General features: G+C 33.8%; 14 protein-coding genes and 1 tRNA gene. 7 read left to right on the forward strand and 8 right to left on the reverse strand.

Annotated elements, in window-relative coordinates; all coding sequences use genetic code 11:
* The first annotated feature begins 642 nt into the window (after positions 1 to 642).
* From mfd to dapD, 3 genes are all read left to right on the forward strand, one after another.
* Complete coding sequence (gene mfd, locus ERCIKOCA2762_RS01025; protein WP_157988373.1) at positions 643 to 4,092, forward strand: transcription-repair coupling factor; 3,450 nt, start codon at positions 643 to 645, stop codon at positions 4,090 to 4,092.
* Positions 4,093 to 5,169: 1,077 nt separating this feature from the next.
* A tRNA-Ser gene (locus ERCIKOCA2762_RS01030) sits at positions 5,170 to 5,257 on the forward strand.
* Positions 5,258 to 7,894: 2,637 nt separating this feature from the next.
* Positions 7,895 to 8,725: a 2,3,4,5-tetrahydropyridine-2,6-dicarboxylate N-succinyltransferase gene (gene dapD / locus ERCIKOCA2762_RS01035; RefSeq protein ID WP_157988374.1), complete on the forward strand. Its 831-nt coding sequence runs from the start codon at positions 7,895 to 7,897 to the stop codon at positions 8,723 to 8,725.
* Positions 8,726 to 9,350: 625 nt separating this feature from the next.
* Here dapD and murA read toward each other — a convergent pair.
* From murA to ERCIKOCA2762_RS01070, 7 genes are all read right to left on the reverse strand, one after another.
* The gene (gene murA / locus ERCIKOCA2762_RS01040; protein WP_157988375.1) at positions 9,351 to 10,610 is read right to left on the reverse strand and encodes a UDP-N-acetylglucosamine 1-carboxyvinyltransferase; all 1,260 of its coding nucleotides are present in this window, start codon (positions 10,608 to 10,610) and stop codon (positions 9,351 to 9,353) included.
* Positions 10,611 to 10,699: 89 nt separating this feature from the next.
* A complete protein-coding gene (locus ERCIKOCA2762_RS01045) occupies positions 10,700 to 10,963 on the reverse strand; it encodes a BolA family protein (protein WP_157988769.1) in 264 nt (87 codons plus the stop codon).
* A gap of 959 nt (positions 10,964 to 11,922) precedes the next feature.
* Positions 11,923 to 12,219: a lipid asymmetry maintenance protein MlaB gene (gene mlaB, locus ERCIKOCA2762_RS01050; protein WP_157988376.1), complete on the reverse strand. Its 297-nt coding sequence runs from the start codon at positions 12,217 to 12,219 to the stop codon at positions 11,923 to 11,925.
* Positions 12,220 to 12,224: 5 nt separating this feature from the next.
* Positions 12,225 to 12,854 carry a phospholipid-binding protein MlaC gene (mlaC, locus tag ERCIKOCA2762_RS01055; RefSeq protein ID WP_157988770.1) on the reverse strand — a complete coding sequence of 210 codons (630 nt, stop codon included), beginning with the start codon at positions 12,852 to 12,854 and terminating at the stop codon, positions 12,225 to 12,227.
* An 86-nt stretch (positions 12,855 to 12,940) separates the two neighbouring features.
* Positions 12,941 to 13,417, reverse strand: a complete 477-nt coding sequence (gene mlaD / locus ERCIKOCA2762_RS01060; RefSeq protein WP_157988377.1) for an outer membrane lipid asymmetry maintenance protein MlaD — start codon at positions 13,415 to 13,417, stop codon at positions 12,941 to 12,943.
* A gap of 6 nt (positions 13,418 to 13,423) precedes the next feature.
* A complete protein-coding gene (mlaE, locus tag ERCIKOCA2762_RS01065; RefSeq protein WP_157988378.1) occupies positions 13,424 to 14,206 on the reverse strand; it encodes a lipid asymmetry maintenance ABC transporter permease subunit MlaE in 783 nt (260 codons plus the stop codon).
* A gap of 11 nt (positions 14,207 to 14,217) precedes the next feature.
* Entirely contained in the window at positions 14,218 to 15,018 is an 801-nt protein-coding gene (locus ERCIKOCA2762_RS01070) for an ATP-binding cassette domain-containing protein (RefSeq protein WP_157988379.1), read from the reverse strand.
* A 701-nt stretch (positions 15,019 to 15,719) separates the two neighbouring features.
* Here ERCIKOCA2762_RS01070 and paeA point away from each other — a divergent pair.
* The 4 genes from paeA (at position 15,720) to ruvX (ending at position 19,815) form a co-directional block, all read left to right on the forward strand.
* The gene (paeA, locus tag ERCIKOCA2762_RS01075) at positions 15,720 to 17,033 is read left to right on the forward strand and encodes a polyamine export protein PaeA (protein ID WP_157988380.1); all 1,314 of its coding nucleotides are present in this window, start codon (positions 15,720 to 15,722) and stop codon (positions 17,031 to 17,033) included.
* 743 nt (positions 17,034 to 17,776) lie between these two features.
* Positions 17,777 to 18,733 carry a glutathione synthase gene (gene gshB / locus ERCIKOCA2762_RS01080; protein WP_157988381.1) on the forward strand — a complete coding sequence of 319 codons (957 nt, stop codon included), beginning with the start codon at positions 17,777 to 17,779 and terminating at the stop codon, positions 18,731 to 18,733.
* Positions 18,734 to 18,820: 87 nt separating this feature from the next.
* A complete protein-coding gene (locus ERCIKOCA2762_RS01085; protein WP_157988382.1) occupies positions 18,821 to 19,384 on the forward strand; it encodes a YqgE/AlgH family protein in 564 nt (187 codons plus the stop codon).
* Positions 19,381 to 19,815 carry a Holliday junction resolvase RuvX gene (ruvX, locus tag ERCIKOCA2762_RS01090; protein ID WP_157988383.1) on the forward strand — a complete coding sequence of 145 codons (435 nt, stop codon included), beginning with the start codon at positions 19,381 to 19,383 and terminating at the stop codon, positions 19,813 to 19,815. The genes ERCIKOCA2762_RS01085 and ruvX overlap by 4 nt, the downstream gene beginning before the upstream one ends.
* 601 nt (positions 19,816 to 20,416) lie before the next feature.
* On the opposite strand, the gene htpX is transcribed toward ruvX, so the two are convergent.
* Entirely contained in the window at positions 20,417 to 21,310 is an 894-nt protein-coding gene (htpX, locus tag ERCIKOCA2762_RS01095; protein ID WP_157988384.1) for a protease HtpX, read from the reverse strand.
* Positions 21,311 to 22,415: the final 1,105 nt, after the last annotated feature.

Raw genomic sequence — 22,415 nt, forward strand, 5'->3', positions numbered from 1 at the left:
ATGGTATATGCTTTCTTACCTTTCAACACAAAAAATACATGCTCAAAGTATGCATATTATAGTGTAGTTAGTAAGCCGTTCTCACTACGCATTTTATTAATACGCACCATGACATGTAGTAGAGAATGCATCCATCTAGATGAGTCATGTTTTGTATTTATTTTCATGTAGATAGCAATATTATAGGTTATCTAATAGAGTATTAGTAAGAATACATCGATTATGTATTACAGATATATAGGTACTGATTTTTAAGTGTAATAAACATTTGCAATTTGATATATCACTAAGTGATAGAACAATTTTTTTAATAATTAAAATTTTTCGCTTTAAGGTGGATATGGATGGCTATTACAAGGTATTAGATAAACAAGTATTGCAAAGGGCAGCGCAAGCTTGATGATTCACATAAATCATACACCCACTACTTGCAGTGATTAAGTCCATTATGGAGTACATTTAGTGTTAGTATATTAGATTTTTGTCACAATCTTGCTCTGTTAGTAGAATAATTTTTGATTTCATATTTGTGGGTATTTTATCATAGGTAAAACAGGCGTATGTAGTGCCTTATTATTACGTATAAAATTGTTTTTTACCGGAGTAAACGATCTCTTTTACGAAGATATTGCTTAATTAATTATGCTAGAAATTTCTTGTTATGATTTACCATCTAAGGCAGGTGATCAACGCCATATAGGACAGCTAACCGGTGCCGCCTATGCTATTGAATGCGCCGAAATAATAGAACGTCATCATGGTTTAGTTATGCTGATCACACAAGATATACAGCATGCACAGCGTTTATATGAGGAAATTAAACAGTTTACTGATCAAAGAGTAATACAACTTCCAAGTTGGGAGACGCTACCATTTGATCGGTTTTCTCCAGACAAAGCAATCATCTCCGCCCGTCTATCTATTTTATGCCAATTACCTATTTTAAGAAGCGGTATTCTTATCTTGCCGGTTAGTACATTGATGCAGCGTGTTTGTCCTTCTGACTTTCTACAAAATTCCAAACATAGAATAAAAATAGGGCAAAAAATTTCTCAGGATCAAGCATGCACTCAACTCAAGAACTCTGGCTATCGTGGTGTTCATCATATTACGGAACATGGCGATTTTTCTCATCGCGGAGCGTTTCTATATGTGTATCCGATGGGTAGTGACCAACCTTACCGTATTTCTTTTTCTAATAATGCTATTAATAGTTTGCATTCATTTAGTCTGCATAGTCAAGATGTAGAGACAGAAGTTACGGAAATAAATTTACTACCAGCCAATGAATTTCCAACTGATCCGGACACGCTGACATTGTTTTTAAAGCAATGGAATCAAAATTTTGGGATACAATGTGAATCTTCGTATCTATATCAGCAAGTGCGTAGTGGAATCCTACCGATTGGAATTGAATATTGGCAACCATTATTTTTTAAACGACCACTTTCTGGAATATTTAGATATTTACCATCAAATACATTGATAGTGACGATTGATGATTTACAAAAAAGCGCTATACGTTTCTGGAATGATATTAATGTTCGTTATGATAAAAACCATGCTGATGTTCTTCGTCCTTTATTGTCCCCCACCCTTTTATGGTTGAGCAGTGATGAATTATTGCATGAGCTACATAACTGGCCATCGATCAAATTAAGCACTGCACGATTGGTTGAGAATAGCGTTAATACTAATCTAGAGTATGCACCAATACCGGATTTTATGATGTATTCGAATGCTAAAAAACCTCTTGATGGATTGTGTCAGTTTTTAGATGTTTTCAAAGGTCAGGTGGTCTTTTCAGTGAAAAGTGAAGGACGTAGAGAGGTATTACAAGAACGATTAGCACATCTTCCACTACAATTAAATATTATTCATTCACTAGCACAAGCGCGAGATAATACAAACTATTTACTAATTAGTGCTAGTGAAGTAGGTTTTATTGATATGCGTAGAAATCGTGCTTTGATATGTGAAAGTAATCTTCTTGGTGAAAATTTTGTTGGTTATGATCGAGGTCCTGTATATAAGGTTAATCCTCATATATTCATTAATCACTTTTCAGAATTGCACCCTGGTCAACTAGTAGTTCATATTGAACATGGCATTGGGCGCTACATGGGTCTCGTGACACTAGAAACCAATGGAATTTTGGTAGAATATTTAATGTTAGTGTATGCTGGGGACACGAAATTATATGTTCCGATATCATCGTTACATTTAATTAGTCGGTATATGGGGGTTTCTAATTCAGAGGTTCCATTACATAAGTTAGGAAGGGATGCATGGTCTCGTTCTAAACACAAAGCTATGCAAAAAATACGTGATGTAGCGGTTGAGTTATTAGATATCTACGCACAGCGTACGGCAAAGCCTGGTTTTGCTTTTAAGCATGATCCAATCCAATATCAATTGTTTTGTGAGCATTTTCCGTTTATAACTACTATTGATCAAGAACAAGCTATTAATGCAGTATTGAGTGATATGTGTCAGGCTATCTCTATGGATCGGGTAGTGTGTGGTGATGTTGGTTTTGGTAAAACAGAAGTCGCTATGCGTGCTGCATTTTTAGCAGTGATGAACCATAAACAAGTAGCAGTATTAGTGCCAACTACGCTACTTGCTCAGCAACATTATGATAATTTCCGTGATCGTTTTGCTAATTGGCCTATTTGTATCAAGATGCTATCACGTTTCTGTACGGAGAAGGAGCAATCTCAGGTATTAGAATATGCACTACGAGGAAAGGTAGATATACTAATTGGAACTCATAAACTTTTACAAAACAAGATGAAATGGTATGATCTAGGTTTGCTTATTGTTGATGAAGAACACCGTTTTGGCGTGCGTCACAAAGAGCGCATCAAAGCGATGCGAACGGATGTTGATATTTTGACCCTTACTGCTACGCCAATCCCGCGTACTTTAAATATGGCGATGCATGGTATTCGTGATTTGTCCATTATTGCGACCCCTCCAGCTCGTCGTTTACCAGTAAAAACGTTTGTGTATCAATATGATGAACGGATAGTTTGTGAGGCGATTTTGCGTGAGGTTTTACGAGGTGGGCAAGTCTATTATTTGTATAACGATGTTGATAATATTGCAAAAGTTACTAAACGACTCTCTGAATTAATACCTGAAGCGCGTATTGCACTCGGTCACGGTCAGATGCATGAACGAGAGCTAGAACAAGTTATGCATGATTTTTATCATCAGCGTTTTAATGTATTGGTATGTACCACTATTATTGAAACCGGTATAGACATACCTAGTGCGAACACAATCATCATTGAGCGTGCGGATCGATTCGGTCTTGCACAACTACATCAACTGCGTGGTAGGGTAGGACGCTCCCATCATCAAGCTTATGCTTGGTTATTAACGCCGCACCCAAAAGCGATGACTATTAATGCACATAAGCGTTTAGAAGCTATTACGGCAATCGAGGATCTGGGGGCCGGGCTCGCACTTGCCACACATGATCTTGAGATTCGCGGGGCTGGTGAATTACTAGGGGAAGGACAAAGCGGTCAAATAGAAAATATTGGTTTTTCACTCTATACGGAGCTTTTAGATCATACAGTTGATGCTTTAAAAGTAGGGCATGAACCATCATTAGTAGATCTAACGTCTCACCAGACCGATATTGAACTAAGGATCCCTTCTCTTCTTCCAAGTGATTTTATTCCTGATGTCAACACTAGATTATCATTTTATAAACGTATTGCTAGTGCGCAAAATGGTAGTGTATTAGAAAATATTAAGAGAGAGTTAATAGATCATTTTGGATTATTGCCGGACGCCGCTCGTACATTTCTAGACATTTCTAAATTGCGCATCATAGCGAAAAAAATTGGAATAAAAAAGATAGAAGTTAGCGCACGAGGAGGATTTATAGAGTTATACGAAAAGAATACAGTAGATTTTGAATTATTCTTGGATTTATTCAAAAAAGAACCCAAATCATGGATTCTAGACGGACCAACACGTATTAGGTTTATTTCTAACTTATCATCAGACACAATACGGATGAAATGGGTCACTGAGTTTATTTATAAGATAGCACATCACAACGCTCTGATATAACTAAATATTGTGATAAATCACTATTATATATAATGATATATTATGTGTAGCATCACAATATTTGGTAAATATACAGTTTTCATCAAACAAACTATTATAATCAATATATCAATGATGATTGAATATTTTTATAGCTATAAAAAGATACAAGGTTTCCATTTTATGGTCTTAATTAAATTTTTTTAAAAAGCTAAATAATAATTTGACACGATGCGAGCAAAAGAGAGTGTTTTGATGCGGTTCACTGTTGCTAGACTGGAAAATATAAATGTACTTCCAATCACATTAACAGTATGTTTTAATATAGATATGTTACAGCACATAAATAATGACAAGCATTCTGTAGCATTCTGTAGCATTCTGTCTGTAGGTGCTGCTAGCATTGATAATATTTTTTCTAAAGTAGAGATATCATAAATGCTAATATAGATAGTCTATCTTATTTTTATAAGTATGTAATATTGATGATTAGCCCGACAACACCCGCGCATTATATAACAAGAGTTCATGTAGTAATGTGCACATGCAAGCATGGCTTGAGACTTCAGTAAATACAAATCACATGATACACATCAGTACTTGGTGTGCTACGCTCAATGCATAGACAGAGTATAGAAAAGTACAGCAAACTGAAATAATAGTATCAATACTAATACATAATTGATTATTATCAGTTCTATACATACATCAGTGTATTTTACATATGATTAATCTTATTGGTTTAGTTGATGTATATAGTCTCCTTGTATGTAGATACACCAAGCATCGAAGATAATAGTGGTATCGATATATGTTATGTGTACAATATCATCAGAAGTATTAGAGAAATTGTATATATATTGCATGAATGTGTCATGATGTATGGTTGAGATGGCTTGACTTTCTTATTTAATATAATGTGAGATCGTTATCTCATATGATTAATATATACTTTTTATGTAAAATATTTGCAATCTAGGATGGTTGGAGAGAGGTTAGATCTTTATTTTTTATTTTTATAAAATTTTAGTTTGTTACTTTTAGGGGGTTACTTTTATATTTTATAACGGATATATTTTCTAAAATCACTAAAAAGAAGGTGAGGTGTCCGAGCGGCTGAAGGAGCATGCCTGGAAAGCGTGTATATGGAAACGTATCGAGGGTTCGAATCCCTCTCTCACCGCCAATTATTATATTGAGTCTTATAACATGCATTGATATATTTGCGCTTATGGTTAAATCGTATCTCGATACAAGAATGTAAAATATTTAATGCACGCAGTGTATGCGTATAAGACAGAGAGATAAAAATTTTGATATGCAGCGCTCATCATAGAGTGGCATTGATATATGTATATAGGTCAGGATGTCATTACATATATAAAAATATAATCTTTAGATGATTACATGATTGTGTTAGGGAACTGTGTATATTGTCATAGTTATACACCATCGCTCTACTATTTGTAACTTAGTCGCTACTGCACCTGAGTTACTGTATATACATTGTTAACTTTTTCTTCAGGTATAAATATATTATTTCTCGATAAATATGATTATAGTTTATCTTCGTTAAAAAAATATATGGCTTCTAACGGGTTGCTGAACATCCATACAATATCATGAATTTTACATGTGACTAAGGATATGATTCATAAAAAAGAGATTTTCGTTATCCTGATTGCTTGTATCTATCTTTGATAGCGATACCTATCTATTTTATACGAATTGATTTCATCCATGCGTATAGAACAATAATGAGTGTTACTAAATATCTATACAAAGGATATCGATTTATATTCTTATTGATGATAATCACCGAAAAATGATAGAACACCAGGCAATGCCTGTCTTGGTAGATTTCTGATTTTGTCTGGTTTTTTACGATGTATTTTTTATATAGCCTCCTTATATTGCATAGGGTATATATATGTGGTGCTTAGCATATCATGCTTTACCTTACACCTCTTTACTTCTATGTATCGGATACCTCGTAATATTCATTATAAAATGTTTTTATGAATGACTAGCAAGGCCCTATCTCAAAAGAACTCATGATGATCATGTTACATCGAGTTCATTGTATCTATAGAAAATCAATTGCATCTTAGAGTGTAAAAATATTTGTATATTTTAGTGTATTTACTAGTACATAGTGTGTGATAAAATTACTTTTAAGGGTCAACATCTTTTAATCATCTAGGAACACTATTTATCATCTGTCTAAAATGGATATATTTTCATGGAACCGTTGATAGTCACCGTTCAGTACACTACTGAATAGCATTCAATTTACTGGCAATATTTCTAAAATTGCGTGAAAATTTTCTAATGAGCCACTTATTTTATTTATTTTCATCAGCAAGTAGTATAGAGAAATTTTTCTATGCTTGATGTATTTGTATTTGTGGTTTCTTTCAGGGATAAAATATTTTTTTCGATGCATGAGGTTCCTCTATAAGATTTTATATGCAATAAAATACAATATAATTAGTCATAAAAGTGTTTTTTAAGAATGATGTTGATTTTTTTTCAAAGAATGATAGGAAGTGATGCACATCATATTATAATATAAAACATTTTGAGAGTATCATATAAAATTTTGACTATAGCTAAATCCGAATAAGAATAATCTGATTTTTGATAGTCTAATGAAGTTAAAAATGATCGAGGAATGTATAATCTGAGATTATCTTGCTCTGCAAGCAGTGCTGGAATTTTATAATTAGCTATTTTTAAAATAGTCAGATATTACTTTGATTAAGAATATTTTTATCTTCTAGAAAAGAAGATGTATTGTATGTATGTGTACATTTATATTGCAGATATATTCATATACCGATTCCAACATATTAGTTATGTTTTATATTTAATCCTAACATATATGTCTCATCTTCTTAGAACTTTGAATCATGATAAATAAATATGTTGTTATGTTTTTTAAAAGTTAAAATATCATTAATCATGAACTTAGAAATAGATTCAGATTATATAGAACGAGGAATATTTATATTATAAATACTGTATGTTAAAATTTAACGTTTAAAGATAATTCGAGCGTGCTTAGAGTGATTCAATTGAATTTTATATACATGTATACTATTGCTTTATGGAGCATAGATCATCTTTAATTTAATTGGTTATGAAATGTACATGGAATTTTTATATTAAATTTTTGATATTGTACTTTCTTACGATGTAACGTTGATTCAATTCACTAATAGGAATATAACTGGTTTTTAAAGAGAATAGGATTTGTTGAATTATATTAATATAGCAGATTTATTATTGTAGGAAGGGCATTATTATGTTTTTTTCTGTTAGGAAAATATAATAAGTGTTCCTGGCTAGTTTATTGAACTGTTGGTGGTATGTGCGTATTATTGCAATCTAATGAGACTGTGAAGAGTTAATATTTAGTAGAATAAGCAAATTCAGGTGACATAGAATGTGAAGTAAACTGTATGGCTATGCTAGCCAACCAGGATACAAGGCGTGTTAAAAAAAGATTTTTATAAATAAACATCAGGGTGACATATGCTAATGGTGTATTTGGATTTTTTCCAATTCTATTGCACTATTCATAGGCAGATTGTACGTAAGGGTTTTGATTTAATATTTTACATGCATTGAATAAGGAAATATTGATTATTAAATTATTTTCAATCATGCTGGCAATGTCGGATTATTCATCATGATTTTAAACACATAGCGCTCTTAAAAAATCATTTTGAATGATTATGTACACACAATATACTACTTGAGTACATTATATCTATAATTAGATAGCGCGCAACAAGCGACAAGGTTAGGACGAGTTTGTATGAAACAATTAAAAAATATAGTGGAAGAAGCATTTGAAAATCGTGAGCATATCACACCAAGAAATGTTGATAAAAAAATTTATGAAGCAGTTAATTATCTTATCTCTTTATTGGATATAGGAGAGTTGCGTGTTGCGGAAAAAATACAAAATAAATGGATAACGCACGAATGGCTAAAGAAAGCAATCTTGCTTTTTTTCTGTATTCATGAAAATCAGATCATAGGTAATCTGGATAATCCTTTTTATGATAAAATTCCAAGAAAATTCACTGCTTATAATGCTGCGCGTTTTAAAAAGGAAGGGATGCGTGTTGTTCCACCAGCAGCAGTGCGTTATGGAGCATATATTGCTCGTAATACTGTATTAATGCCTTCTTATATCAATATTGGTGCATATATAGACGAGGGTACATTAGTAGATACTTGGTCTACTATTGGTTCTTGCGCGCAAATTGGTAAAAATGTACATTTATCCGGCGGTGTTGGTATTGGCGGAGTTTTAGAACCATTACAAAACCACCCAACTATTATTGAAGACAATTGTTTTATTGGAGCACGCTCAGAAATTGTTGAAGAGGTAATTGTAGAAGAAGGGTCAGTGATATCAATGGGAGTGTACATAGGGAAAAGTACAAAAATTTATGATCGCGAAACTGGCATAATATATTATGGACGTATTCCAGCAGGATCTGTTGTAGTTTCAGGTACTTTACCATCCAAAAATAGTAAATGTCACTTATATTGCGCAGTTATTGTAAAACATGTAGATATACAAACACTTTCTAAAACCAGCATCAATCAATTATTGCGTGACACTCATGACGTTTAATGAGACCGATATGATGGATGTATGTTAGTTTAATATATGTTTTTATATAAATATTTATGGAACGTGTATATAGTGTAATATGAGTATATTCTAGTATAATTATAGACACAGATCCTCTGTGTAGCGTGGCGAAGTGTGAAGTGATAAATATTTATTTATATAGTATTAGAGATTTTTATTGGATGTAATAGTATTAAGATCCACTAATATATATTGCTGTTAGAGGGTATAAACAACAGAACAACAATCTACATAAAAAAATATACACAATAGGATTATTCTTCTAGTGTGGTACACCTAAAATAACTTGATAGTATTATCTTGTTGTGCGTACGGTATGCGTACCAAGCAATCATCGATTATAGACCTTCAAGTTTAGACAAGTAGAGTAGACAAAAATTACAAATATAGCCCTTACCAGGGTAAGGGTGTTAGTAGAATTTTAATATATATAAGGTGTTAATATATATACTTACTTATTTTTATAGCTTGCTAATATGCGCTTATATTTTTTAGAACATGACTCCTATAGTCATGTCTTGAGTTATATTTGATTGGTTGTGTATAGCAGTATTGTAGATAATATAGCCTTGGCTTTATTTAAGGGATAGACCATATATGTGAGTTAATCACCATTGATCCGTTGAATATTTGCCCCTAAACGACTTAATTTGTCTTCAATAAATTCATATCCACGATCTATATGATAAATACGATCCACTAAGGTAACTCCATCAGCAATACAGCCTGCTAGAACAAGACTGACTGAAACACGTAGATCGGTTGCCATCACTGGAGCGGCTGATAGCCTTTCTACACCATGACAAATTAAAGTATGTCTTTGAATGATAGCTTGAGCCCCCATACGCATGAGTTCTGGAATATGCATAAAACGGTTTTCAAAAATGGTTTCAGTAATCACCCCGGATCCTTGAGCAATCAAATTTAGTAAGCTAAATTGAGCCTGCATATCAGTAGGAAATCCTGGATAAGGAGCTGTACATATATTAACTGCTTTTGGTCGTTTTCCGTGCATATCTAAGCTGATCCAATTACTTCCTTCTTTAATATCCGCTCCCGCTTCTCGTAGTTTTTCTAATACTGCGTTGAGAGTATTAGGTTGGGTTTCTCTGCATAAAATTTTACCGCCAGAGACAGCTCCTGCAATTAGAAAAGTCCCAGTTTCAATGCGATCAGGTAATATACGGTGTAACCCTCCTCCCAACCTCTTTACGCCTACAATTGTCATACAATTACTTCCTGCACCAAGAATTTTAGCTCCTAGCATATTTAAAAAATTAGCGGTATCAACAATTTCTGGTTCTCGTGCAGCGTTTTCAATAATAGTGGTACCTATAGCCAGTGTAGCAGAGCTCATAATGGTTACAGTGGCGCCAACGCTAACTTTATTCATTATAATACGCTTACCTGTCAGACGACCATTAACAGATGCTTTCACATAACCATTTTCTAATTTAATTTTAGCGCCGAGTTGCTCAAGACCAGTAATATGCAAATCCACTGGACGAGCTCCAATTGCACATCCTCCTGGCAAAGACACCTGTCCTTGGCCAAAACGAGCGACTAATGGCCCTAAAGCCCAGATGGATGCGCGCATAGTTTTTACTAGATCATATGGCGCGCAATAAACATTCACTTGACTTGCATCGAGATGCACAGAATCATTGTGTTCTGCTTTTACACCAAGTTGTCTAAGTAGTTTCATGGTAGTATCTATGTCTTTTAATTTCGGAACGTTCTGTATTTCCACTGGATCCTCAGCTAGCAGTGAAGCAAAAAGAATTGGTAACGCAGAGTTTTTCGCTCCAGAAATAGTGACTGCACCACTTAACTTTGTAGGACCTTGTATACGGAATTTATCCATTTCTACCACTCGAGTTTTTGAGATATTTCTTTACTGTAAAGTGTTACAATCTCTCTAAGATGTCTAGGTTAGTATTTAAAACATTAGTATTACATAGATTTCTCAGGATGTAACTCATGATTACGATTCCATTCTTCAGGAGTGTAGGTTTTAATTGAGACAGCATGTATGTAATTATTAGTAATATAAGACATTAAAGATGAATAAATAATCTGTTGCTGCTTCACGCGACTAAGTCCACCAAAAATCTTACCAATAGCAATAATCTGCAAGTGATTACTATCACCGCTAACATAGACTGTTTGTAGTTGTAATTGCTCTAGTAAAAAAGACTGAATTGTATTGTTATGGATCATTTTCTGCATCTCACTGTATGATTTATGAATATAGTTTTAATTATGATCTTTGATGCATATGGTCACTAACACTGTCTATAGGATAAAAGCATCATGTATAGGGATTTCTGTTCCCATATATACAATCAAGATAATGGGTAGCATCAAAGAGTAAGAGCATCATATAATTTTTTTAGCTGATACTTATGCATATATGAATATTGAAGATAAAGTAGGAATGGATGTGATCAAACTAGATCTTATATGACTCTGTATTGAAGCCTTACATGTTGTAATAGTTTAATGAGTACACACATGTAATATACATGTTATGATTCGTTAATATATTTTGTTATGTTGAGTTCACGCACGATATCAAATTATTTTTTCAAAACATATCAAAAATATAGAGATTTACACTTATAGTGTTATGTGCACTAAGATGCAACAGATATTTTGTAAGGTTTTTTAAATCTTTACTTACTAAGTATATTATTGGAGGAGCATGTATCTGATGGAGTCATTGTCTACCTGCTTGCGATCTTTGTATGAGAATTGAGCAACACACTCTAGTACCATGAGACTGCATAAACTTATCCTATCCAAATGCATTATAGTCAGAATATCTGTTCAATCACGGCTTACTGCCTGCTATCATATTGTATGAGAAAATCTCTAATTCTTTAGTAAGATAAAAAAGAAGTTTATTGATGGTGTAGGGTACAGAAAAAGAGAGCGTTATGCTATATGATAATAGTATTATGGATGGATAAAGTAAAAACATATGCAGAAGCATAATTTTAAATAGGTTATTCTGTAATAACAGGTGTCAATATGAGGAGCGTGATGCAACTACACGTAGTGAATGAGATTAAAAAATTACTCACACGCCCCAAGTTATAACAAACAGTAGGCTGTATAAGCAATTGATTTTTTATACAGATGCTGTATATTTTACCATTCAGAATTAAATTCTTTTAAGACGGACGCGTAATTATATTTTGAAGATGATACAGTGTAATTAGCGCATAGAGTTGCGGTGTAATCCCAGAAAAGCAGAGTGCTTTTCCGTTTTGTATAGACATGTACTGTAAGTGAATCAGAAAGGCAAGCCCGCCTGTATCGACGCGTGTTAATTTGCAAACATTAATATTTTCTATGCATTGCATGACTTTTTCACGCATAGACCATAAAGGTCGCAATGTCTTGTATGTTAATTCACCTCTAAGATAGAGGTTTTTGTGGTTAACTTCCCATTCTAACTGTGTGCTCATTATAACTATTTATTAAATGTGATGGATGGATTGGTATAAGATTGTAGTGTTTGAATTAAACCATCAATACCTTTTTTTCGTAGGATATCGCTCCATTCGTTTTGCTTAGTACTGATAATACTAACACCTTCTGTGAGAATATCATAGGCCTGCCAACGTCCATTAACGCTATTCTTCCGCCATTGGAAGTCTAATCTAATTGGTGAACCACCATAAGAATTGAGTATAGTTATACGAATAGTGACCACTTTTTCTCCGGATATTGGTTTCTCTGGTGTAATTTTATAGGCTTGTCCTTGATACACAGATAACATTTGTGTAGTCACATGAGATAAGTAAATACTAAAGGCGTGATAATATTTATCACGTTGAGTTTTTGTTGTATTATTGTAATAATGCCCCAAAACTAATGCAGCAGCATATTTGACATGTATATAAGGCATTAACTCTTCTTGTATAATGGTATGCAAATAGGCAGGATTATTTTTAATATTTTTTTTTTCATTTTTAATACGATCAAAAGTATGCATAGCAGCTCTAGTCATAATCGTATATGGATTACATGGTTCAGTGTCTGCGTTTGTGACTTGAGGAGAAATGCTTATCAGTATCAATATAAGAAAACGTTTAAACATTATTGCCTCTGCTATCGGGTATACTATTGCCATATTTCTATCACTTTATTAATTAGCGAGTTTATATAGAGTATAGAGGGCGTGGATTATGAATATTTCTCACTTTTATATAAGAATTGACCAATCAGATCCTCAAGGGATATCACAGACTTTGTATCTTGAATGATGCTACCATCCTTAAGTATATTAGTTCCTATATCGGGTTCTGTAAATCCTATATTTAGCGCTAAGTATTGTTCACCTAATAGACCTGATGTTCTGATTGAAAGTGAACTAGTATCTGGGATATTATTATATTTTTTTTCAATATCCATGCGTACTGTGAGTAAATAATTTTTTGGATCGAGTGTAATGTGTGTTACACGACCGATTACTACTCCACCGACTTTTACAGGTGAACCGGTTTGAAGTTCTCCTATGTTATCAAAGGTAGCATAGAGCTTCCAGGTGAGTGCACTAAATGGAGAAGTCGGACGACTGATATGTAGACAAAGGAAAAGTATTGAACTGATAGATAGTATCAAGAAAGCGCCTACTAAAATTTCACTTTTTTTTGTTTGCATTATACGTCAGTGCTCCGACATAAGTGTTGTTAAAAAGAGGTCTAAACCTAATACAGCTAGTGATGCATGCACCACGGTGCGCGTTGTGGCTCGACATATACCTTCAGCAGTTGGGGTGGCATCATAACCGTTAAATAAGGCTATCCATATGATCATTGTAGCAAACACTGCACTTTTAGTTACGCAGTGAGTCATATCCTGTTGTAAATGAACGCCATTGTGGATTGCAGTCCAAAAAAAACCAGAATCAATACCTTTCCAGGTTATACCTATAAATGCACCACCAATAACACCTGCTGAGATAAAAATAAATGTTAGTAGAGGCATGCTAATACAACCAGCCCAGAACCTGGGAGAAATAATACGTTGTAATGGGTCTACTGCCATCATTTCCATACTTGCCAGTTGTTCAGTTGCTTTCATTAAACCAATTTCGGCCGTCACAGCAGATCCAGCACGTCCAGTAAATAGCAAAGCTGTAATGACTGGACCTAGATCACGTAATAGCCACAGCGCTACGATTATACCAAGATCATTCTCAGCACCATAAGTCTTTAATACTAAATATCCTTGCATACTTATAACCATACCCATAAATAGCCCAGAGATCACAATAATTAATAATGATAAAACTCCAATGTGGTATAGCTGATCTAGTAATATTTTCCCATGTGAACGATCACGAGGAAAACTAACTAGTGCGTAGAATAATATCCATCCGGCGCGACCTAAAGAAGCACAAAAATTAAATCCTTGTCGACCGAGTAATGCTAAGACTTGTAAGTACATCAGTGTTTTCCTTATCTGAGGCCAAGTAAATCCTGTAGATAATCTTGAGTAGGAAAAAAAGTAGGTCTAGATCCATTAGAAATTCCATTGATAAATTTACGTACACAAATGTTTCCATGTGTATGGAGATCATGAGTTGTTCCCTGAGCGAGTATTTGTCGTTCATTTATAAGGTAGGTGTAATCAGCGATACTCAACACTTCAGGGATATCATGAGATACTATAATAAAAGTCATATCTAATGCATATTTTAATTTATGAATTAATTTTATTATTAATTGAACAGTTACGGGGTCTTGTCCTACAAAAGGCTCGTCAAACATCATTAAGTCTGGTTCTAATGCGAGTGCACGTGCCAGTGCAGTGCGTCGTATCATCCCTCCTGAGAGCTCAGAGGGTTTGAGATGAGTGGCCCCTCGTAGTCCAACTGCTTCTAGCTTCATTATTACCGTACTGTGTAGTAATGTTTTTGGTAAATCAGCATGTTCTCGTAGCGACCATGCTACATTATCGAATACATTTAAATCTGTAAACAGAGCTCCTGTTTGAAAAAGCATACCCATTTTTTTGCGTACTTCATACAAAGATGCACGCGAAAGAGTTGGAATATTTACGTTATTAAACCATACTTCTCCACTGATGGGGCGCAACTGTCCTCCTATCAAGCGTAATAGTGTGGTTTTTCCAACTCCAGATGGACCTATAATAGCTGTTATTTTCCCTCTAGGTATAGAAAGCGAGAGATTATCGAAAATGATCATATTTTTATGAGAAAAACTCACATGAAGCATTTCTACTATATTTTTTTTCATATAACTTTTCGTTGCCTCTTTGTTATATTTATATTTATAGTTGTGATCTAGTTAGATGATGACCTCCGCTACGATTGCATATTGATATTATCTCATCGCGCGCATTACCTAGTTATCAGATTTTTTGTTGTATGGATTTTACGACAAACACTTTAATGGATGATAGATGATTTACACCATAAAGTTTTATTTATTTTGGAGGTAATAAATGTTTATGAATTTTTTTATTGTAGATATAACGCAATATTCAGTCACGCGGTCGTATTACACTACATCAGAGATACTCTGAGGGAGCCATAACCTTTAACAATGAAATAGAGCTTTAGACATCTTTCACTCTTCTTTTGAGAATATGTGATAAAAAAGATATTTTTATAATGATGTATCACTAAAAAAATGTATGCATTCAGTCTTTAGCTAGTGCGGTAGTTGGTGCATTTTGTATAAGATGTGTTGTACTCTTAGCGGTGATAAGAGCTGGTGTATCCTCTGCTTGTCTTTTTTTTGAAGTGAGAGGCATGTCTGTTATGTATACGATGAATGATTTTAAAAATTGGAGTATGCCTAATGAGAGAAACACAGTGGGTTAAAAATTCAAAAAAATTGTATATTGCACATGATATTGTATTCATTTAGTGTATATTCAAAATTGTTTTGCATGACGTGTTTCACGCATAGTTAAAACCATATATGGATTTTATATGTTAGATAGTTTCTTAATCATATTATTATTGATTTTAGTGAGTTCTTTTTTTTCTATTTCTGAAATTTCTCTTGCAGCTGCTCGTACAATTAAACTCAAGCTTTTAGTTGATGAGGGAAATATTAATGCTAAACATGTGCTTAAAATACAAGAAAATCCCGGTATGTTTTTTACTGTTGTACAAATTGGTGTTAATGCAGTAGCAATTCTTGGGGGGATTGTTGGCGACGCGGCTTTTTCTCCAGCTTTTTTTAAATTATTCATACATGTTGTGGATATTGATATGGCAGAACGTTTAAGTTTTATATGTTCTTTCACATTAATTACTAGTTTGTTTATTTTATTTGGAGATTTGTTTCCTAAGCGTTTGGGAATGATCGCCCCAGAGCGCATGGCTTTAAAGATTATTAGTGTAATGCGTGTTTGCTTATTTATTTGTCGTCCGCTGGTATGGTTATTTAACGGTGGAGCAAATATTATTTTTCGTATTTTTAAAATCCCAATGATACGTCATGATGATATTACATCTGATGATATTTACGCAGTAGTAGAAGCAGGGGCTTTAGCAGGCGTTTTACGCAAACAGGAACATGAATTAATTGAGAACGTATTTGAATTAGAATCACGCACGGTACCATCTGCTATGACTCCGCGTGAAAATGTAGTATGGTTCACTTTACATGAAGATGAAAACAGTCTAAAAGAAAAAATTGCTCGTTATCCGCATTCCAAATTTCTAGTTTGTAGTAATGACATCGATCATATTATTGGCTATGTCGATTCAAAAGAACTTCTAATGTGTGTGTTAAGCCATCAGGTTTTATCTTTAAATAATCGTATCCAGATCTGTTCTGCACTTATTTTACCAGATACTCTGACACTATCTGAAGCACTAGAGAGCTTTAAGACAGTTGGAGAAGATTTCGCGGTGATTATAAATGAATATGCGTTGGTTGTTGGTATCATTACTCTAAATGATGTGATGACGACTTTAATGGGTGATTTAGTAGGGCAGGGACTAGAAGATCAAATTGTTGCACGCGATGAAAATTCATGGCTCATTGAAGGAGGTACACCCATTGATGATGTTATGCGTGCTTTACATATGACTGAATTCCCACAATCGGACAATTATGAAACTATTGGTGGTTTTATGATGTTTATGCTACGTAAAATCCCGAAACGTACTGATTTTGTGAAGTTACAAGGATATAAATTTGAAGTAGTAGATATAGATAGCTATCGTATTGACCAGTTGCTTGTTACGCGTATTGATTCTGAGCAACTAACATTATCCATATCAGAGTCATAGTACGGGCATGTAGACTATAGAGAGCTATTTGTATAACTGGTTATTGATAGAGCATAAAATAGAGTGTAGATATATCATAATGCTTAGAATAAATCATGAGATGATGCGAGTTATGTTAATAAGATTTTTATTAACCATTATTCCTAAATGCAGGTGTTGAAAATGTTATTGTAAAAGAGTATTATTAGATTGATTTTTTCAAGTTAGTTATATCGGTTAATCAAAGATTATGGTATATTATCAAGTAATAGTCTCTATTAGAGACATGCGTTAAATATATCTTAATCATAGTTGTACTTTTTCCGCTATTTATTCAAATTTTTTGCTTATAAGCTATTACAGGGAATACTTATAGGTTAATACTATTGTTATATCTAAAAGTCGATTAGAATATTCATACAATCTAAATATTTTTATGCATGCTTTATGATATGCGCTATGTCTGATTTTATCGCGCTAATAGCGAACACACATGATCTCAAGGTTGCAGAATTTCTATGTACTTTCTTTCTTTTTCTTTCACAAAAGCTTTGAATCTATAGATATGCGCTACTATAGATGCTAATACAGTTTGGCGTATATAAGGAATATTGAGGTATTTCTCTGTGATTAGTGATGTCTAAGAAATATCCCACATATGGCGATAAACTGGTATGTATGTAAGCATGTTTTTTAGGTGTTCAGAACATATAAGCATGATAAATGGTGCCATATAAGTAATATAGCGTACTGTGGAGAAAAATATGATCAAGCTAGGCTTAGTAATGGATCCTCTTACTTCGGTGAATTATAAAAAAGATTCTAGCTTAGCGATGTTATGTGAAGCACAAAACCGTGGTTATGAAATTTATTACATGGAAATGTCTGATCTATATCTATACCAAGGAGAAGCTCGTGCACGTACACGATTACTTAATGTCCAGAGACAGTATTATCCATGTTTTTCTTTTAGCGATGAACGAGATATATCACTCTCTGATCTAAATGTAATATTGATGCGTAAAGACCCCCCCTTAGATAGTGAGTTCATTTATGCTACTTATATGCTGGAGCGAGCGGAAGCATTAGGCACACTGATTATTAATAAACCACAGAGCTTACGTGACTGTAATGAAAAGTTATTTACTGTATGGTTTTCTGATATTACCCCAGACACACTAGTTACTCGTAATATTAATCAGATCTTGTCTTTTTGGCAAAAACATCATGATATTATACTAAAACCCCTCCATGGTATGGGAGGGGAATCGATTTTTCGTATTCAGAAAGAAGACCCCAATGTATCAGTCATTATTGAAACGATAACTAAATACGGTACTACATATTGTATGGCACAAAATTACTTACCGTCCATAGTAGATGGCGATAAGCGTGTATTGATTGTAGATGGCGAGCCAGTACCATATTGTTTAGCTCGTCTGCCAAAGCTTGGTGAAACACGCGGAAATCTTGCAGCTGGAGGTCGTGGTGAGGCTCGGTTGCTATCTGCAGGTGATTTAAAAATAGTAAATCGTGTAGCGCCAATTTTAAAACAAAAAGGATTGATTTTTGTTGGTTTAGATATTATAGGAGATAAATTAACTGAAATTAATATAACAAGTCCTACTTGTATTTGTGAGATTGAGACTGCTTTTCCGGTATCGATTACTGGTATGTTGATGGACGTAATCGAAAAACGCTTGCCTGCATGCTTATTATAGTGGTTATTACAGACTGTAATATAATAGAGACTATTACGAAAGAATCCATTATATAGTAAGCATTCACTAGACTATAGAATATCACGCATGAATTTACAGCATCATTTTTTAATTGCTATGCCAACATTACAGACTCCTCTATTTAAAAGGTCTGTAATCTATATTTTTGAACATAATTCTGATGGGGCTATGGGATTAATTATTAATAAGCCAGTAGATAATCTAATGGTCCCAGGTATGTTGCAAAAACTAAAAATTTCTAGCTCCTCTCTCATCTCGGATTTTAAATTGAATCAACCGGTATTTGTGGGTGGGCCTTTAGCAGAAGATCGTGGTTTTATTTTACATTCAGCACAAAAGACTTTTGCTTCTAGTATTCGTATTTCAGATACTACAATTATGACCACATCTCGTGATGTTTTAGAAACTTTAGGTACAGACGAACAACCAGATCAGGTATTAGTTGCGTTAGGATGTTGTGCTTGGGGGCAGGGTCCATTAGAACAAGAATTGATGGAGAATGCTTGGTTAACAACTTCTGCAAATAGCAATATATTATTCAATACCCCAATTTCGGCGCGGTGGCGTGAAGCAGCCAAAAGCCTTGGGGTTGACATGTACAATATCGTGAGTGACGCAGGGCATGCATGAAAAGAAGAAACACATTCTTATCTTTTGATTTTGGAATGAAAAGTATTGGTGTTGCTAGCGGGCAGCGTGTCACTAGTACCGCTTATCCTTTGAAAGCATTAAAAGCACAGGCTGGTATGCCTTATTTAGATAAAATTGATGCACTGATCCAGGAGTGGCAACCTACAAATATTGTAGTCGGACTTCCGCTTAACATGAATGGAAGCGAGCAGCCATTAACCACACGCGCGCGTACATTTGCAAGTTTTATGCACATGCGCTATAAAATATTGGTCAATTTACATGATGAACGTTTAAGTACGGTGGAAGCAAGAGCCGTCATCTTTCAACGCAGAGGTTTTCAAGCTCTCCGTAAAGATCATGTGGATTCACTTTCAGCAGCAATCATATTAGAAAGCTGGTTACAGAGCACTAATTTTCAGCATATGTAGACACTATAAATTAAAACTGTGTTTTGCTCACCACAGCTGAGTCATTACAAAAAAATCATCGTAGGAGAAAATTTTTACTGCGTGGAGTGAGTTAGTAGCACGTGCATTTATCTTCTCTGCTTTAGTAATTTTCCATTATGAATAAGAGGTGTTGTAATGTCGTGTTATTAAGGTATTTTATTCTCTTGAGGTGTACTCAAGGTGTGTGCTCAATGATTGATAAGTATCTTATATATTTCTATATACATGAGCGTCCAAGATACAACATCACGACTAATGAATACTGATATTAAATCTTTTATTTTCTGTATTGATGACACAGGTACCTATAACTACTGCTGTATGCACAGTGGTAGTTATAGGGTTTGTATGGATTTGGATTACTTATCTATATAGAAGTTGTGAATTATCTGAATCAATGTCTCTGTGAGCCTACAATGGTATGAAGGCGTTATAGATCAGTGGTTCTACGTATCATTAATTCTTGGTTCTATAGAGTGTATGGTACACTACTCGCTAATCTATGCGATAAGAAAAATGAGTAATAGCAATTAGTGCAGTCTGAAAATAAAAAATAATATATATGCAAATTATTATATAGTTAGCGATTATAGGTGTTTCTATGTTTTGTATTCCGTAAAGCTGTGATACGCTTATCCAATGATGGATGCGACATAAAAAGCTCACTGACCCATCTAGATTTTCCATTAATACACAGCGCCATTAGTTGACTAGCTTCTTCTGGCGCGTAGCTAGTCTTAAGACGTTCTAATGCGGCAATCATTTTTTCGGATCCAACTAAACCAGCTGCGCCTGCATCAGCATGAAATTCACGATGACGTGAAAACCACATAGTAATCATGCTGGCAATAACACCGAAAACTAGCTCGAGCAGCATAGAAACCATAAAATAAACCACCGGATGACCGGTAGTGTTTTCTTCTTCTTCACGATCACTTGAAATCATACCTGATACTATTTGGGCTAATATTCGAGATATAAAGATAACAAATGTGTTCACAATACCTTGGATTAATGTCATGGTAACCATATCACCATTGGCAATATGACTAATTTCGTGCGCGAGTACGGCTTCAGCTTCATCACGACTCATATTTTGTAATAGTCCGGTTGATACTGCAACTAATGAAGAATCACGGCGCGCACCAGTAGCAAAAGCATTCATATCTAAAGCATGATAAATAGCTATTTGCGGTGTAGCAATGCCAACTTTTTTTGATTGTGAAGTTATAGTATCTATCAGCCAATTCTCAGTATCATTATTAGCCTTTGTGATCACATCCCCGCTGACAGAACGCAAGGCCATCCACTTAGACATTAAGAGTGAAATAAATGCTCCGCCAAAGCCAAATAGACCTGCCATGATCATGAGACCAATTATACTATTTGACTGCACTCCTGTTAAGCTAAGAATAACTCCGAACACCACCATAACACCGAGGTTGGTGAGCAAAAATAGAGCGATACGTATCATAAAATTTAAGCCTCTTAGATATATGTAATATGTATTAGTATACAACAATGCCATTGAGTATTGTTAATACAAACACTCTGACATTATTTTAAGTTTTAATGAAAATGGTAAACACTCTAATGGTAAACAATACTATAGTATAATGTAGTTATAAAATATAAGCTCTGTCAATGTGGAATGTAGAGTACCATACATTGTTAATAATATCGAGAATATCGACAGCATAGTATGGTGCTAATATTATAAAAGTTTTTTTATTTAAACTGTGTTTTTATATTTCATTGTAATATTATTACATAGTTGTAATAATATTACATAATAGATTATTAAATAATTGTAATATTATTACATCAATAGGAAGATTGCATCTTTGTTTTTTCTTAAAATATATGTACATCAAGAAGGTCTTTCTCTTTTTATAGATATTTTCTGGAAAAAAGTACATCTAACTAGAAACATAGTTTAATTTATCCTTTATCTAATGCGATGATATTTTATCATGCGTAAAATAGCGGCGCCTGTTAAGAGATATTTAAAGGTTCTTTTATGTATAATAGACACAGAAATATCCAAGATGCGTATATAGTATTGTATAATATAAAATGAGTAAATATTTTTTATCATCTTAGATGATAAATAATATCTAACTATATTAGATCAATATTCTATTATAAAAGATGTTTATAGAAGAATTGAAACATATTGATTTTTATAATAGTTGTAAATAATTTAAAAATAGAATTTTTTAGTATGTTGGATTATTTTAGATATGCTGTATGGAGTTGTTCTCTCTAATAGAGATAGAGAGATATGTCATCTCTATATTTTGAAATAACAATCACAGAATCATAACTTCATTTTAAAGTGGACTGCACAGTATTTTTTATATGTATGAGTAGCTATTGTTATAGTGAGTGCAATAATTGGAAACATGATTGTCATTATTCTTTTAAAAACTTACGGTTTTTGAGTTATTTTATCATAACATTGAAATAAAATTTCAAAGAACTTATAAAACTATGATATATATTTCATTTTAAGATTCTCTAATGAGAGCACAGTAGCAAATATCACATAATATTATTTTTAGGTTATAATAGTATTA

The organism is Candidatus Erwinia haradaeae (assembly GCF_900698935.1).
GTDB lineage: Bacteria > Pseudomonadota > Gammaproteobacteria > Enterobacterales > Enterobacteriaceae > Erwinia_E > Erwinia_E haradaeae_D.